This is a genomic window from Hydrogenovibrio kuenenii DSM 12350 (assembly GCF_000526715.1).
GTDB classification, from domain to species: Bacteria; Pseudomonadota; Gammaproteobacteria; order Thiomicrospirales; family Thiomicrospiraceae; genus Hydrogenovibrio; species Hydrogenovibrio kuenenii.
Genome location: NZ_JAGP01000001.1, coordinates 1,456,726 through 1,473,432 on the forward strand (window position 1 = coordinate 1,456,726; position 16,707 = coordinate 1,473,432).

The window sequence follows — 16,707 nt, forward strand, 5'->3', positions numbered from 1 at the left end:
TTTTAAACCGCCACTTTTCGCAATGACAGGGTTTGCTCTGCTTGCTGAACAAATTGTTTGGCGTTTTGGATGCGTTCACGCACCTTTATCACTTCACCCACCACCAATAATGCCGGTGGCTTAATCGCTTGCTTAGCGATGGTTTCGGTCAGTTTACCAAGCGAACTCACCGTCACTTTCTGGTCGGCACAAGTTCCTCGCTCGATAATGGCCGCAGGCGTATGCGGATTCATGCCATGAGCAATCAACCCCGCTTGGATTTTCGGTGCATTCTTGATTCCCATATAGAAAACCATCGTATCACCAGAGTGCGCCAATCGACCATAGTCTATCGCTTGTCCACCCTCTTGCTGATGCCCTGTCACCAATGCAACAGACTGAGAAAACTCACGATGCGTCAACGGGAAATCGGCATAAGCTGCACACCCAGCTGCAGCAGTAATGCCGGGCACCACTTGATAGGCGACCCCTTCTTTTGCCAAAGCTTCAATCTCCTCTCCACCTCGCCCGAAGATATAAGGGTCTCCTCCCTTCAAACGCGCCACTTTTTTACCTTGCTTAGCATAAACGATCATCATGCGACAAATGTCTTCTTGCGGTACTGCGTGGTGTTTGGATTTTTTGCCGACATAAACGCGTTCGGCTTCACGACGCGCCAATTCGACAATCTCTGGCGACACCAAACGGTCGTACAACACCACATCTGCTTGTTGTAATAAACGTTGTGCCTTAAAAGTCATCAATTCTGGATCACCTGGCCCTGCGCCTATCACATAAACCTCGCCCGCCACCTCTTCTTCAAACGCACTATCTTGAGTCAGCTTCTTATCCAATAAAGCCTCTGCCTCACCCGCTGCACCATGTACGGCCTTGTCGATAAACAAGCCATCCAACAAGCTTTCCCAAAATGCCTTACGACCTTCAATGGAGGATATTGTTGCTTTGACCTTATCGCGATAACGCCCAACCAAATCCGTCAAGCGACCGAAACCATGCGGAATCATCGTTTCCAATTTCGCTTTCATCACTCTCGCCAACACAGGAGAACGACCTCCGGTTGAAATCGCAATCGTCATTGGTGCTCTATCAACAATCGCTGGCAGAATAAAATCGCAATACTCGGTTTGGTCTGCCACATTCACTGGAATACCGGTCAACTGACAATATTCATACACCGCAATATTCACCGCCTGATTGTCCGTTGCGGAAATCACCAGCTTCGGCAACTGCTCACCGAAAACTTCTGCCACCACCTTTGGGCTGAACACCCCTTGATGCCAAGTCACTTTGTCTTGTTTCAAAAAAGATTGCATCTCGGACTTTAAGGCTGGCGCTATCACCGTCACCTGTGCACCGGATTGAATAAACAAATCCGCTTTACGTGCAGCAACCACACCACCGCCAACAATCAGGCAAGGTTGCTGTTTGATATTCATGAAAATCGGTAAGTAATCCATATCACACCTCCAAATCGTTCAGTCCACCAACTCGGTGACTTGAGTCAAAATTTCTTGTAGTTCCGGTACGCAACTGCCGCAATTGGTACCCGCTTTAAGTGCCTGACCAATGGCTTCCACCGATGTCAGGTTATTGGTTTGAATCGCCTCGACAATGGTATTGAAGCCGACACTGAAACAAGAACAAATCATCTTGCCGACATCCTTGGCGCCACTTGCTTTGCCTGCCAACAAACTACGTCTTTCCATACCAAGCACTTCATTTTGGTCAAACATCATGCCCAACCAATCACGGCTTAATAAAGGCCAGGGCTTGCCATCCATTGCCGTTTTGTCTTCTGGCGTTGGCGCAATAAACATCACAGCCTGTAAGCGATTGTCGGACAGACATGCCAAACGGATTTGCTTGCGGTTTGCATCTTCATATTCCATCCAGTCCAAATCGTTTGTTTGCTTATCGCTGCTGAGTTCGGATTGCATCAACAGTGTTTGAAACGCCTGTAAATTATTTTGAAGCCCAAAACTGCCCGCCAATTCATAGCGAAAAAAACCTTGCCCCTTAATTTTCACCCAATAAAGCTCATCGGTGGTTTGGGTTCCAGCCATCAGCTGTGAACTGACTTGCGACATATCCAATGCCGTGCGGCTCAAAACCACTGCTTGCCAGCGCGACTCAAACGCTTCCACCTTCACCACCGAATGTTTGGACTCAGGCTGACCTGAAAAAGGGTCAACATTTGGCGCAACCAAAATATCGACTTTACCGTGGCTGGTGTATTGATTCGTCCAGTGCATTGGCGCAAAGACTTCTTTTCGTCTTTGTGCGTCCGTTATTTCGACACGACCGATAAACACACCCAGTTCATTTGAAACCCTAACCAGTCCACCTGTTTGCAAACCAAGCGCTTCGGCATCTGCGGGGTGTAAAGACAAATAGGGTTCGTCACGGTGCGCCATCAATTTACCGGTCTTGGCGGTACGCGTCATGGTGTGCCATTGGTCACGGATTCGCCCCGTGTTAAAAACAAAAGGTTTCTCTGTCGTCGGCTGAGTTTTAGGCGGCATTGGCGTTATCGGAATAAATCGCGCTTTTCGATTTGGGGTAAAAAACAGCCCGTCCTCAAACATTCTTTTGGTGCCTTGAGGGTTGCCTTGCGCATCTTTCATTACCACAGGCCATTGAATAGGTTTCAGATTAAGGTAATCCTGCTCGGCCAACCCTATCAATGCAGATAAGTTAAAATCACGTAATGCTTGGTCAGGACTTGTACCATTTTCAAAAGCCGATAAACGCGCATGCTCATCAAAAATTTCTGCTACAGAGGCATAATCGAATGCTGACGCAAACCCCATTCGTTTCGCCACTTCACAAATCAGCCACCAGTCCGCTCTTGCCATTTCTGGTCCTTGCATGAATTGTCGTTGAAGCGAAATCGTACGATCGGAATTGGTAACCGAACCGGTCGTTTCCCCCCAAGTGAGCGCAGGCAGCAAAATATCCGCAACCTCGGTGGTATCGGTACTTTGCATACAGTCAGAAACCACCACACATTCACACGCCTGTAGCGCAGCTTTGACCGCATCGGCATCAGGCATGGAAACCGCAGGATTGGTGTTCATAATCCAAATCGCTTTGATCTTGCCGTCTGCAACATCTTGAAACATATCAACTGCTTTCAAGCCTTCATGCTGAGCCATGTTTGATGCCTGCCAAAAGCGCTTAACCCGTTCGATATTCTCAGGCTGCGTAAAATCCATGTGCGCTGCCAACTGATTTGCCAGGCCGCCGACTTCACGCCCTCCCATCGCATTGGGTTGCCCGGTGATGGAAAAAGGACCTGCACCTTCATAACCGATTTTGCCTCCGGCCAAATGGCAGTTGATAATTGCATTGGATTTATCCACACCGCTGCTAGATTGATTCACCCCTTGCGAATAGAGCGTCACCACTTTAGCTTGCTCTGCAAACCAGGCAAACCATTGTGCTAAATCGTCTTCGCTCACATCACATTGTTCAGCGACAGACTTGATGCTGTTTTGCCCGTCTGTCGCAGCCAAAGCATCCTCGAACCCTTCGGTAAACTGTTCGATATAGTCAGAATCCATCGCGTTGTTTGAGACCAAATGCTTCAACAAGCCATTAAACAAAGCCGCATCCATACCTGGACGCAATGCCAAATGAATATCGGCAAGATCGCAGGTTGCTGTGCGTCGTGGGTCAATGACCACCACTTTCATATTTGGACGCGCTTTTTTTGCCGCAGCTATGCGCTGATAGACAATCGGGTGTGCCCAAGCGGCATTGGAGCCGACCAACGTAATCAAATCGGCTTGTTCTAAGTCCTCATAGCTGCAAGGCACGGTATCTGAACCGAACGCGCGCTTGTAACCCACCACCGCAGAAGCCATACACAAACGTGAGTTGGTATCGATATTCGCTGTGCCGATAAACCCTTTGATCAACTTGTTGGCAACATAGTAGTCTTCGGTCAACAACTGCCCTGAAACATAAAACGCCACGCTATCCGGCCCATGTTCGGCAATCGTTTGCTGAAAACGTTGCGCGACTTCTGTCAGCGCTGTTTCCCAATCCACCTGCTCACCGTTGATTTGTGGTGCCAACATCCTGCCCTCAAAATCAAGTGTCTCTCCGGTAGCCGAGCCTTTTACACACAGGCGCCCAAAGTTAGCCGGATGTGACTTATCACCGGCAACTTTCACTCTTACTTGTGCCGCACTATCACCATTGCTAGGCGTCACATCGATACCGCAACCCACACCACAATAGGGGCAAGTTGTTTTAACTGTGCTAGGTTGATTCACCTGTTCAATTGCTTGTCTGAGTGACATACTTTGTCCTTTTACAGCGCCTTAAAACGCAAAAAGGCCCACCTAGCCTTACGACTAAGTGAGCCTCATAACTCTTAACTTAAACTTTCTACTAATAGAGCTGGTTTTATTCCAACACTGGAAATTCCTATTTATTTCAATTAAATAGGTTATTTTTCAGCCCAAAAAACAGTCTCTTAGTGAACACAAAAATTCACCAAAATACAGCTTTTGCACCAAGTCAGCACCATTTTGGAAACACCCTAATCAAGTGCCACTTCAACCTTTTCACCGACAACGCGTGCTGGATATACCGGCAGAGAAATACCCTCTTTATCCAAACAGTCTCCGCTAATCAAGCTGTAATGCTCTTTATACAATGGAGAGGCAACCGTCAATACTCCCTGTCTGTCTCCAGTCATGCCTCGCGACATCACATTCGCCTTTCCTATTGGATCGAAGTTATCCGTGGCATACACCTGTCCGTCAATATAAAACAATGCGATTTGCTTGTTATTGACCAAAGCAGCGACCCCAGCATCTTTGACAAGATCACTCACTAAACACACCTGTAAAAACTCACTCATTGTCTTTTCCTACATTTAATTCCTTACCCAGCCTGGCAGATTTTTAAAATCTGCCAGGCTGGGTATCACGTTAAACCAGTTCTTTAACCTCTACAGCTATGCCGCTAAGTTTTTCAGACTCATTCGCAGGGCGAACCTGCCCACGTTCCAATACAAATAACTGCTCTGCTTTCTCTTCACTGTTGACGAAAGAACGGAAGCGTTTGCGATACTCATCCGACTCAATGGCACGTTTCCAGTCACACTCATAGGTATCTCTAATGCCTGCCATTTGCGCTTCCAAGGCATCGCCAATACCCAACGAGTCTTCTATCACGATTTGACGCAAGTAATCCAAACCACCTTCCAGGTTTTCCATCCAGACAGAGGTACGTTGCAGTTTGTCCGCAGTTTTGACGTAGAACATCAACAAACGGTCGACATACTTAAAGACTTGATCTTTGGTCAAATCGGTAGCAAGCAAATCCGCATGGCGAGGTTTCATGCCACCGTTACCACACACATAAAGGTTCCAACCATTTTCGGTGGCAATTACGCCTATGTCTTTCGCTTGCGCCTCGGCGCACTCGCGCGTACAACCTGAAACGCCCATTTTGATTTTGTGCGGTGAGCGTAATCCCTTGTATCGGTTTTCCATATCAATCGCCATGGTGACAGAATCATCCACACCGAAACGACACCAAGTCGAACCGACACAGGACTTCACCGTACGCAAGGCTTTTGCATAGGCTTGCCCAGACTCAAACCCTGCATCAATCAGGGTTTTCCAAATATCCGGTAAATCATTCATCTGCGCACCGAACAACACGATGCGTTGACCACCGTTGACCTTGGTGTAAAGCTTGTATTGCTTCGCAACTTCTCCCAAGACAATCAACTTGTCCGGTGTGATTTCCCCACCCGGCACACGAGGAATAACGGAATAGGTGCCGTCTTTCTGCATATTGCCCAGATAGTTGTCATTGGTGTCTTGCAAAGGAATCTTGTCAGACTCCAACGCGTAGCTATTCCATAAAGAAGCGAAAACACTACCGGCTGCCTGTTTACAAACGGCACAACCATGACCTTTGCCATGCTTAGCCAACAAGGTATCGAAACTATGGATTTCTTCGACCTGACACAAGTGGTAAAGTTCCTGACGGGTAAAAGAGAAATGTTCACAGATGTCAGTATTGACCTCAACACCACGCTTGATCAGCTCACTATTCAAAACATTCGTCACCAATTGCGTACAGCCACCGCATCCGGTACAGGCTTGCGTTTCCGACTTAATATCTGCCAAGGTCTGGCATCCGGCATCAACCGCCTGAATCACATCGCCTTTGCTGACATCGTAACAAGAGCATAATTGAGCGGTATCCGGCAAGGCATCAGGGCCGAACAATTCAGAGGCGCTGCCATCTCGATTCGGTAGAATCAAAGCATCAGGATGTTCCGGCAACGTCATATCATTCAACATCAATTGCAGCAGATTACCGAAGTCGTCGGCATCGCCTACCAAGACTGCACCCAATAGTTTTTTGCCATCGGGCGAGACAACGATTTTCTTGTAGATTTCTTCAGGGCCGTTTTCATAAACGTAAGACAAAGCGTTTTCATCATTGCCATGTGGGTCGCCAATCGAGGCGACATCCACGCCCATTAATTTCAATTTGGTGCTCATGTCAGCACCCGTAAAGGCATTTTGTTTGAGGTTCAATTGGTCGACCACCACTTGCGCCATGGCATAGCCCGGTGCCACCAATCCGTAAATCATGCCTTCATGCAACGCACACTCACCGATTGCATAAATCAACGGGTCAGACGTCTGGCAAAGGTCATTGATGACAATCCCACCACGCGCGCCCATTTCCAAGCCACATTGCTGCGCCAATTCATCACGCGGACGAATTCCAGCAGAAAACAAGACAATGTCCGTTTCTAAAGATTCGCCATCGGCAAACTCCATGCGATTGAGATGTGTGTCGCCTTGGACAATACGCTGTGTTGCCTTATGCGTGTGCACCTTAACGCCAAGATTCTCTATCTTTCTTTTCAAAAGTGCGGCACCGCCTTCGTCCAATTGCACCGGCATCAATCGTGGCGCAAATTCGACGACGTGGGTTTGCAACCCTAAATCTTTAAGTGCCTTGGCCGCTTCCAAGCCAAGCAAGCCACCACCAACCACCACGCCTGAACGGCTATTGGCCGCCATTGACTGAATCGCGTCTAAATCTTCAATGGTTCGATAGACTAAGCAGCCGTCGCGATCATTGCCTTCCATCGGTGGCACAAACGGATAGGAACCCGTTGCCAACACCAAGCGATCATAAGACAAGGTTTCCCCTTTTTCCGACGTGACCGTTTGATTTGCTCGGTCAATGCTAACCACTTTATCGCCCAGAATGATGCGCACACCGTTGTCTTCATAAAACCCTGGCGGCACTAAACACAAGTCTTCGGCCGTTTTGCCTGAAAAGTAGGAAGACAAATACACACGGTCATAGGCCAAACGGCTTTCTTCGCCAAAAACAGTGACATCATAACTCTGGTAAGCTTCACTCTTGACCAGTTTCTCAATAAAACTATGTCCAACCATGCCGTTACCAACCACAATAACCTTGGGTTTGTGAGCATTCATTTTATCTGCGTCCATTTGACTGTCCTCATTCATAGCCCTGACCGAAAATCAGGGTATCTCTTAAATTGCTAATATCCACTTGGGCTTTAAGTTTGTCGAATAACCAGTTGGCGTCGGTGACATCACCAAATAGCAACGCCCCAATCAGCTTGTTGTTCTGCAACACCAGTTTTCGGTAGATTTGCTGCGCCCTATCTCGAAAAACGATAATTTCTTTTTCGCCTTCTCGGCTTGGCTCAGGGCTTCCCTTAAAATCACCAGCCGAAAACAGGTTGATGCCTGTCACTTTCAACATGGTTGATGTCAGAGAACCTTGATAATCTGAATCGAACCCCATCAGCACTTTGGCAAGCACCTGAGCTTGTTCATAAAGCGGTGCAACCAATCCGTAGGTTTCTCCTCGGTGTTCCGTGCACTCTCCTAACGCATAGACATTAGGATTCGAAGTCTGTAATTGATCGTTGACGAGAATCCCTCTGTTTACGTCCAATCCTGCATCGCTGCCTAATTGGGTATTAGGGCGAATGCCCACCGACATCACCACCAAATCCGCGGGGATTTGAGTGCCATCATCAAATCGAATGGCCTCAACTTGATCTTGCCCAACAATAGCGACCGTATTCACCCCCATCTTGAAACGCATGGCAGGTATTTCATCATTACCAGCTTCCAATTTGCGCTTCAGCAACTGCCCTGCTTCTTCGTCCATCTGCATGTTCATCAGCACATTACTACGATGTACTACCGTGACTTTCATGCCGCGTTTCAACAGTCCATAGGCGGCTTCCAACCCTAATAAACCACCTCCTATCACCACGGCCTGCTGCTGTGTTTTGGCCGCAGAAATCATCGTTTCCACATCTCGCGTATCGCGAAAACTCACCACGCCAGGTAAATCCCCTCCAGGAATCGGCAAGATGAATGGTTTTGACCCTGTGGCAATCACAAGCTTGTCGTAAAAATAGGTTTCACCGCAAAAAGTAGTTAAGCGTTTCGCTTTCACATCAATGCTAGAAATCTGCTTCCCAATATGAATATGAATGCCATGCCGTTCAAACCAAGCTTCATCATGAGTCATGATATCGGACAACGTTTTTTCACCTGCCAACACGGGTGACAACATAATGCGGTTATAACCACCGACTGGCTCTTGATTAAACACTTCAATTTCATAGGCTGGTGCATCAGGAAAGCGTCCATCGATGGATGCCTCCTGTTCCAACTTGAGTAGGTGTTCAAGGAAACGCGTTCCCGCCATACCTGCTCCGATTAAAATTAATTTCTGTGTCATGGTTTTAACCTTAATTTCCCAGCTTTGGTGAACTAAGCTATTGGCACTTTTTTCTTAATGCTCTACTTTGCGTTGTTTTTCATACAAGAATCGAAGCACTTCCGAACGATAGTGGTTATATTGAGGATCATCCGCTAAGGCCAAACGATCACGAGGGTGATCCAACTCAACTTTCAAAATCTCACCAATTGTCGCCGCAGGACCATTGGTCATCATGATGATACGATCAGAGAGTAGAACCGCCTCATCTACATCGTGCGTAATCATAATCACCGTATTATTCAGGTCTTTCTGAATTTCCATCAAAGAGTCTTGAAGGTGCGCACGAGTTAATGCATCCAAAGCACCGAAGGGCTCATCCATCAGCATGATCTTTGGCTGCATCGCCAACGCGCGCGCAATCCCAACACGTTGCTTCATCCCACCAGAAATTTCATCTGGGCGCTTGTGCATCGCATGATCCATATGCACCAACTTCAGGTTATGCTCTATCCACTCTTTCTTTTCTGCTGAGCTTTTGCTCCTTTTAAACACTTGATCCACTGCCAATTCAACATTTTCATAAGCCGTTAACCAAGGTAATAAGGAATGGTTTTGAAACACCACCGCTCTTTCTGGCCCTGGGGAATTCACCTCTTTACCATCCAACAGCACTCCGCCCTCGGTGGCCTCATACAAACCAGCGACAATATTCATTACGGTAGATTTACCACAACCTGAGTGACCGATAAGTGAGATAAACTCTCCCTGTTCAATTTTTAGGTTTACGCCTTGCAGGGCTCTAAATGCCCCTTTAGGCGTGGGAAACTCTATTCCTACATTGGTGAGTTCTAAGTGAACTTCTGACATATTTTTTCTCCTTTAAACTCAATTCAATTTAGCGCTTAGCGAAGTGCAACCGACTTATCCCACGAGACTGCTCGTTGTAACATCAACATGCCTCTATCAAGAATAAAACCGACAATACCGATGACAATCACTGCCACCATAATGCGCCCCAAGGAGTTACTACTGCCATTTTGGAATTCATCCCAAACAAACTTGCCTAGGCCTGGGTTTTGCGCCAACATTTCTGCGGCAATCAATACCATCCAAGCAATCCCTAAAGAAATACGTAGCCCAGTAAACATCATAGGAATTGAACAAGGTAAAACGATCTTGCGAACGTGCGTCCACCAACTCAGCTGCAATACCTGACTAACGTTTTTCAAGTCTTGCGTGACTGTTGCCACACCTGCTGCTGTATTGATAATGGTTGGCCATAGACAACAGAGCAAAACGGTAAACATAGAGTTCAAAAATGCTTTGTCGAACATAGGATCATCGGAAGTATAAACTGCAGATACCACCATCGTTACCAAAGGCAACCATGCCAGCGGAGAGACAGGTTTAAAAATTTGAATCAATGGGTTCATCGCAGAGTAAGCGTTTGAGCTCAGCCCTATAACAATACCAATTGGAATCGCGATCAACGAGGCCAAAATAAAACCACTCATGACCGTAATCAAACTGCGACCGATTTGTTCGAAAAAGGTCGGTGGCCCAACATATTCTCTAATGCGTACTTTGGCATCAGGATTCTTCTCCAAACGTTTTTCATTACGAACTTCTTGTCGCTTGTAAAAAGCCTGTTCCTTTTTTGCTGCAACCTTGGCTTCATCTTGCAAAGCTTCGAACTGCTGAAAAGTTTGAACCGGCCCGGGAAATTGACCTAAAGAGGTGTGAATGTGAGAAGAGGCTCCTTGCCAAATCAACAAGAAAATTAAAATACCGGCGAGAGGCAAACCGATACTACGAATCATCGCATTGATTTGTCCCTTGCGATCCTCTCCGATAATGAGCTTGTAAACCGGCTCAATAAAAGACCATTTAAGTGGATTCATATGCATTCACCTTTGAATAAGTTAATAAAAAAGACATTGTTCGGTCTAACACATCAAGAAGATTGTCCGATAGTAGTAGCGAGTCATCGGTTACCTATCTGTTAAGGAAGCTTAGGTGTTTTCGCAATGCTTCCGAACAATGTCAAAACTGAGTACCTTGTTAAGTAAAAAATAGAGATTAAGGTTTTTGTTTATCTTTCAAACCAATCTTCAAACTGTCGATATAAGCATTTGGTTTTTTCGCATCGTATGGGATGTGATCCATAAAGTCGTTACGAACACCTCGATAGCCATCCGTCTTAAACACAGCTGGATCGAAGTCAGACTTCTTCATCTCACCATCTGCAATCAAAGATTCAACAGCTTTTTTATAGATGTCTGGACGATAAACCTTTTTCGCCATATCTTGATACCAACTATCTGGCTTATACTCTGGAATTTGTCCCCAGCGACGCATCTGCGTCATATACCAAATGGCATCTGAATAATAAGGGTAGGTTGCGTTGTAACGGAAGAAGACGTTGAAGTCAGGCTCTGAACGCTTGTCTCCTTTCTCATACTCGAATGTGCCGGTCATCGAGTTGGCAATGACTTTGTAATCCGCACCAACATAGTTCGGCTGAGACAAGATTTTTACTGCTGCTGGGCGGTTTTTGTTGTTATTTTCATCCAACCAATAGGCTGCACGAATCATTGCTTTAACGATACGAATGGTGGTGTTTGGATATTTTTCATAAAAATCTTCTCTTAGACCAAAGACCTTTTCCGGGTTATTGGTTTCAATAGAGTTATCTGAAATCACAGGCACCCCAATGCCCTTGAATACGGCTTGTTGGTTCCATGGTTCTCCCACACAGTATCCTTCAATCGTGCCGGCTTCCATGGTAGCTGGCATTTGAGGCGGAGGCGTGACCGATAGCAAAACGTCCGCGCCGATGGTTCCTGAGGTATCCCCTTTTTGAGGTGCATACAGACCAGGGTTCAAGCCACCGGCTGCCAACCAATAACGCAACTCGTAGTTATGCGTCGAGACAGGGAATACCATCCCCATTTTGAAAGGTTTACCGGCATCTTTATAGGACTTCACCACAGGCTTCAACGCACTGGCGCTGATTGGGTGAACCGGCTTACCATCTTTCATTGGCACATGCTTTTTCATTGCTGCCCAGGTTTTGTTGGAAACTGTGATTGCATTACCATTCAAATCCATTGAGATAGGCGTAATAATATGCGCTTTCGTACCATAACCGATGGTTGCCGCAATGGGTTGACCTGCCAACATGTGTGCACCGTCCAACTCACCATCAATAACGCGATCTAGCAGTACTTTCCAGTTGGCTTGCGCCTCTAAACTGACATATAGACCTTCATCTTCAAAATAACCTTTCTCGTAGGCGATTGCTAAAGGTGCCATATCCGTTAGCTTGATGAAGCCGAACTTCAAATCTTCTTTTTCTGGTGGCCCTACTTTATCCGCAGCATAAGAAAGCGGTGCATATGCGATGCTAGATAAAGACATTGCTGCAGCGACAGCTAGAGTCGTTTTCTTAAAAAAGTTTCTGCGACTCAACATTTTCGATGTCATGTTCATTTTTGCCATTTCCATTTCCTTTTGAGGTTGTTCCACATGTCTTGCCTGATTCGCCTATAAGACTTCGCTGCCTTTACGCTCGTCTAGTGATCGATTAATCCAGAGCAACAATCACTGAAAAAAAACCAAAAAAAAACGCCCACAGAATCCGTCCGTTTTTCATGACGAGATTCTGTGAGCGTCTATACTCTAAATTAATTTTGATATTTAATAAGAAATCTCTAGGCCAAACTAAATATATACAATATTTACAACAACTTAATAAAATTTAGCTCTAAAATCCTGTGCACTTTTCTTACCATATTTCAGCAATTGCACTCAAATGTGCACCATAATAAATCACTGTTATTGAATTAAATAAGGGCAATTGATTACTTTGCTAATAAAAACAGCACTAATAAAAGCAATATTAATGAAATACTTTTCCAGAATAAAACAGGGTTGCGATCTATTAAGGGGGCTTGTGTCTTATTCAAATATGCTTGGTTGGGGTGACGTAGGTCATAGATAAATTCAGATATTTCTCTGTATCTTTTTTGCGGCTCAGGCTGTAATGCTTTTCTCAAAGCTTCATCTATCCAGATAGGTGAATCCCGGTCTTCTTCAACAACTGAACGGTAGCGCAACTTTCGTTGGTCGGCTTTGGTGCGGGCTTTTGCAACCTGAATGCCATAAGGCAAACGGCCTGATAGCAATTGATAAGTAATCACCGCCAAAGAAAATTGATCGGAACGCGTGCTACCGACATCGCCCAAAAAATATTCTGGCGCAGTGTATTGAGCCGTACCTAACAAATCAGGTTGATTCAGCGGGCTGGTTATTTCTGCTAAGCCAGCGACCCTAGTTGAACCAAAATCAATAATTTTTACCGTGCCTTGCCGGTCGATCATAATATTATTCGGTCGAATGTCTTGATGCAGCATCTCCAAACGATGGAACGCGCGTAGCCCTTTTGCGATCTGCTCAACAATCTTTCTCACTGTTTCAACATCTGGTTTTGGGTTATCCAGCATCCACTGCGCTAAAGTTTGACCTTCGATATATTCCGTCGTGATATAGAGATAATTTCTCTTTCGAGTCTGCACAATTGGTTTTAAAACATTTGCATGTTCAATACGCCGAGCAATCCATTCTTCTAATAAAAATCTTTCCAGGTAGGCGGCATCATCACGTAAATCTATCGACGGTACTTTCAATATAACCTGCTGTTTGCTCTCCAAGTCTCTGGCCAGGAAAACATGGCTGCGACTGCTGTTATGAATATCTCGTAAAATTTCATAACCGTCAAACTGCATTCTTGCCTCTAATTGAGGTGGAAAAGGTAATGCCGTCATTTGCTGGTAGGCTTCACTCTCGTCATAATCGGGCAGATTATCTACCCGAACAATTTGAACAGTGAGGTTGTCATCACTCCCTTTTTGATACGCCTCATCGACAATCTTTTTTGCCGCAATATCCAAATCAACCTCATGCTGTCCAATCAGTTCAACCATTCGCTCATCACTTAAAAACTCATAAACGCCATCAGTGGTGAGAATGAATACGTCTCCTTTATCGAGTACATGAGTTTGATAGTCGATTTCCAACTGATCGTTCACCCCCAAAGCCCGGCTTAAAAAACTCTCTTCGCTTGACAGCCAAGTACGGTGATCTTCAGTTAATTGTTCAAGGGTATTTTGAGTAGCAGCAATACGATAGATACGGCTATCCCCGGCATGGAATAGATGTGCTGTGGTCGATTTGAACACCACACTGCTAAAGGTACAAACAAAGCCTTTGTCCTTGTTATAACGATACTGGCTACGACGTGTTTGTGAAAATAGCCAGGAATTGATGGCTAGCAACACACTTTGTGCCGATGTCTTCACACGCCAGGCTTCTGACGTGCTGAAATAATCCATTAGAAAACCTTTTACGGCTGTTTCACTCGCTATCTGACTGACCTGACTGCTACTGATACCATCCGCCAAAGCGATAACGATGCCTTTGGAACTTAATAAGGGTTCTTCAGGAATAAGACTTCCATAAAAATCCTGATTAAGTGCCTTCCGACCTTTGTCCGAATATTGCCCGATTGAGACGTTGAGTTGCTTTGTCATACAAATAAATAGACCACTCCATAGATGGAGTGGTCATTTAAGCGCTAAACGCTTAGCCTAGATTACGTTCTGGGCTAGTTTTAACGTGCGTGTAGTACAAAGGAAGTGCTACAAACAAGAAACCACCAACCAAATTACCCAGTGCTGTTGGCAACTCGTTCCATAACAAGTAATCCGTTACTGTGAATCCACCGCCCATGATCATTGAGAAAGGGAACAAGAACATGTTTACGATTGAGTGCTCGAAACCCATGAAGAAGAACAGCATGATTGGCATCCACATCGCAATAATCTTACTGGTTGCAGAAGTCGAGATCATCGCGGCAACGACACCCATTGAAACCATCCAGTTACACAACATTCCTCTGATGAATATCGTCAACCAACCTTCTAAACCATGCTCTTTATAACCTAGGGTTCTAGCTTCACCGATATGCCCTACCTTTTGCCCAATTGCACCTGGATCAGTGCTGTAGCCATAGGTCAGAATAAAAGACATCATGAAAGCAACGGTCAAGGCACCACCAAGGTTACCTAAAAACACCAGCCCCCAGTTACGCAACAATTGTTGCATATCAGCACCGGGTCTTTTGTCCAATACCGCCAAAGGCACCAGCATAAATACGCCAGTCAAAAGGTCAAACTTCATCAAATACAGCATGATAAAACCGACCGGGAAAAGCAAAGCACCGACCAATGGCGAGCCGGTTTTCATAGCAACGGTAATGGCGAACATCGCGGCCAATGCCAAAATGGCGCCCGCCATAAAGGCACGGATCAATGTATCTTTTGTCGACATGAAAATTTTTGACTCTCCCGAATCAACCATTTTCGTTACAAACTCATTTGGTTCTAAATAAGACATAGCAAGCTCCTCAGTAAACTATGTAATCATGAAATACACCTCAGCCTTGGGGATTGGCTTCCTTACCTCACCCCTGACTTGGCTTAATCATTAGCTCTAAAATTGGAAGTCATCAAAAAATTCCAAAAAAAAACGCCCACAGAATCACCTCGAAAAAACTCGAGGTATTCTGTGAGCGTCTACACTCAAAACTAATTTAAAAGTATTAAGAAACTATTAAGCCAACGAATATTTACATTGATATTTCATTAACTTAGCACTTCCTCCAACCCCAGCCTGGCAGATTTTTGCGCTGTAGCAGAGCAACTTCCCTTTAATTCTGCACCAAAATAAAACGATCTTCCCCGATTTCTACACCATCCAATAACCAGGGTTCTGCATGCACGCCTTCTTCTTTTCTATTCACCGAAGGGAGCTGAACACCTTGCTTTGACAGCACTGAACGATAAACATCCGTCAAATACACTTCCTGTGCCGTCTTTTCAATATCTACGTCTTCTGGAATCTGATGCCAGCGCTTCATCTGAGAAAGTATCCACTCGGCATGTGATTGCCAAGGAAAATTCGCCAGATGCTTAAAGGGCGAAAAGAAATTCGGGATGTTTCGACAAGTGGAACAACTTGGGTTACAGACTTCACCATAAAAAGCATTTTTAATCGATTCTCTCGGTGCACCGACATATTGTGGTGAAGACAAATAATCACTGAGTGTTTCTCTATTTTCAACCTTATCGATCCATTCGCTGGCACGATAAAGTGCCAAAATGAGTTTTTCATGAATTTCTGGGTTTTGTTCCGCCCAATCCTTGCGCACCCCCAGCACTTTGTCCGGTGCGTTGTTCCAAATCTCATACCCGGTGATCAAGGTCACTCCCACTTTGCGCTTCACCGCATGCGTATTCCAAGGTTCACCCACACAATAGGCATCAATCAGATTTTCTTCCAGTGCTTGTACCATGCTTGGCGGTGGTACAACGGTGAGATGCACATCCTTATCGGCATCTATCCCCCCTTCCGCCAGCCAATAACGCAACAAATACTGATGCATGGAAAATGGAAACACGACTGCAAAACGTAACTTGGGCAAGCCTTGTTCTGCTCTGGCATCAATCACCTTCTTCAGTACACAAGCGCTCTTCTCGGGTTTCAAGACCAGTTGAGATTCGTATTCGCTCATTTCTTCATAGAGTGCATTCGACACGCTGATGGCATTACCATTAACCGCAAATGAATAAGCTGTTACCAATGGCCTTTTGATACCGCCAAGCCCTAGTGTAGAAGACATCAACATAGGTGCTAGCATATGCGCCGCTTCATAAGCACCAAATACCAGTTTGTCGCGAATATTGGACCAGGACACTTCACGGTGAAGTTCTACATTCAGCCCTTGCTCTTCAAAAAAACCCTGCTCTTTTGCAACAATCAATGAGGCACAATCGTTAAGGGGTATAAACCCGATATTAACTTTATCCATTCTTCTTCCTC

11 protein-coding genes are annotated in these 16,707 nt (G+C 45.5%); all 11 read right to left on the bottom strand.

What is annotated here, in order from left to right; translation table 11 throughout:
- Nucleotides 1–2: 2 nt before the first annotated feature.
- Nucleotides 3–1,457: a siroheme synthase CysG gene (cysG, locus tag N745_RS0106990; protein WP_024851411.1), complete on the bottom strand. Its 1,455-nt coding sequence runs from the start codon at nucleotides 1,455–1,457 to the stop codon at nucleotides 3–5.
- An 18-nt stretch (nucleotides 1,458–1,475) separates the two neighbouring features.
- Nucleotides 1,476–4,307 carry a nitrate reductase gene (locus N745_RS0106995; protein WP_051453387.1) on the bottom strand — a complete coding sequence of 944 codons (2,832 nt, stop codon included), beginning with the start codon at nucleotides 4,305–4,307 and terminating at the stop codon, nucleotides 1,476–1,478.
- 242 nt (nucleotides 4,308–4,549) lie between these two features.
- Entirely contained in the window at nucleotides 4,550–4,873 is a 324-nt protein-coding gene (gene nirD / locus N745_RS0107000) for a nitrite reductase small subunit NirD (protein ID WP_024851413.1), read from the bottom strand.
- A 70-nt stretch (nucleotides 4,874–4,943) separates the two neighbouring features.
- On the bottom strand, nucleotides 4,944–7,508 hold the full coding sequence (gene nirB / locus N745_RS11830) for a nitrite reductase large subunit NirB (protein ID WP_245595670.1): 2,565 nt from the start codon (nucleotides 7,506–7,508) through the stop codon (nucleotides 4,944–4,946).
- Nucleotides 7,509–7,518: 10 nt separating this feature from the next.
- Complete coding sequence (locus N745_RS11835; protein WP_051453388.1) at nucleotides 7,519–8,784, bottom strand: NAD(P)/FAD-dependent oxidoreductase; 1,266 nt, start codon at nucleotides 8,782–8,784, stop codon at nucleotides 7,519–7,521.
- 54 nt (nucleotides 8,785–8,838) lie between these two features.
- Nucleotides 8,839–9,633 carry an ABC transporter ATP-binding protein gene (locus N745_RS0107015; RefSeq protein WP_024851414.1) on the bottom strand — a complete coding sequence of 265 codons (795 nt, stop codon included), beginning with the start codon at nucleotides 9,631–9,633 and terminating at the stop codon, nucleotides 8,839–8,841.
- A gap of 35 nt (nucleotides 9,634–9,668) precedes the next feature.
- Nucleotides 9,669–10,667, bottom strand: coding sequence for an ABC transporter permease (locus N745_RS0107020; protein WP_024851415.1), 999 nt, complete (start codon nucleotides 10,665–10,667; stop codon nucleotides 9,669–9,671).
- A gap of 178 nt (nucleotides 10,668–10,845) precedes the next feature.
- Nucleotides 10,846–12,258, bottom strand: a complete 1,413-nt coding sequence (locus tag N745_RS0107025) for an ABC transporter substrate-binding protein (protein ID WP_407636472.1) — start codon at nucleotides 12,256–12,258, stop codon at nucleotides 10,846–10,848.
- 371 nt (nucleotides 12,259–12,629) lie between these two features.
- Complete coding sequence (locus N745_RS0107030) at nucleotides 12,630–14,357, bottom strand: bifunctional protein-serine/threonine kinase/phosphatase (protein ID WP_024851417.1); 1,728 nt, start codon at nucleotides 14,355–14,357, stop codon at nucleotides 12,630–12,632.
- 52 nt (nucleotides 14,358–14,409) lie between these two features.
- On the bottom strand, nucleotides 14,410–15,222 hold the full coding sequence (locus N745_RS0107035) for a formate/nitrite transporter family protein (RefSeq protein ID WP_024851418.1): 813 nt from the start codon (nucleotides 15,220–15,222) through the stop codon (nucleotides 14,410–14,412).
- Nucleotides 15,223–15,535: 313 nt separating this feature from the next.
- Nucleotides 15,536–16,696, bottom strand: coding sequence for a CmpA/NrtA family ABC transporter substrate-binding protein (locus tag N745_RS0107040; protein WP_024851419.1), 1,161 nt, complete (start codon nucleotides 16,694–16,696; stop codon nucleotides 15,536–15,538).
- Nucleotides 16,697–16,707 lie beyond the last annotated feature (11 nt).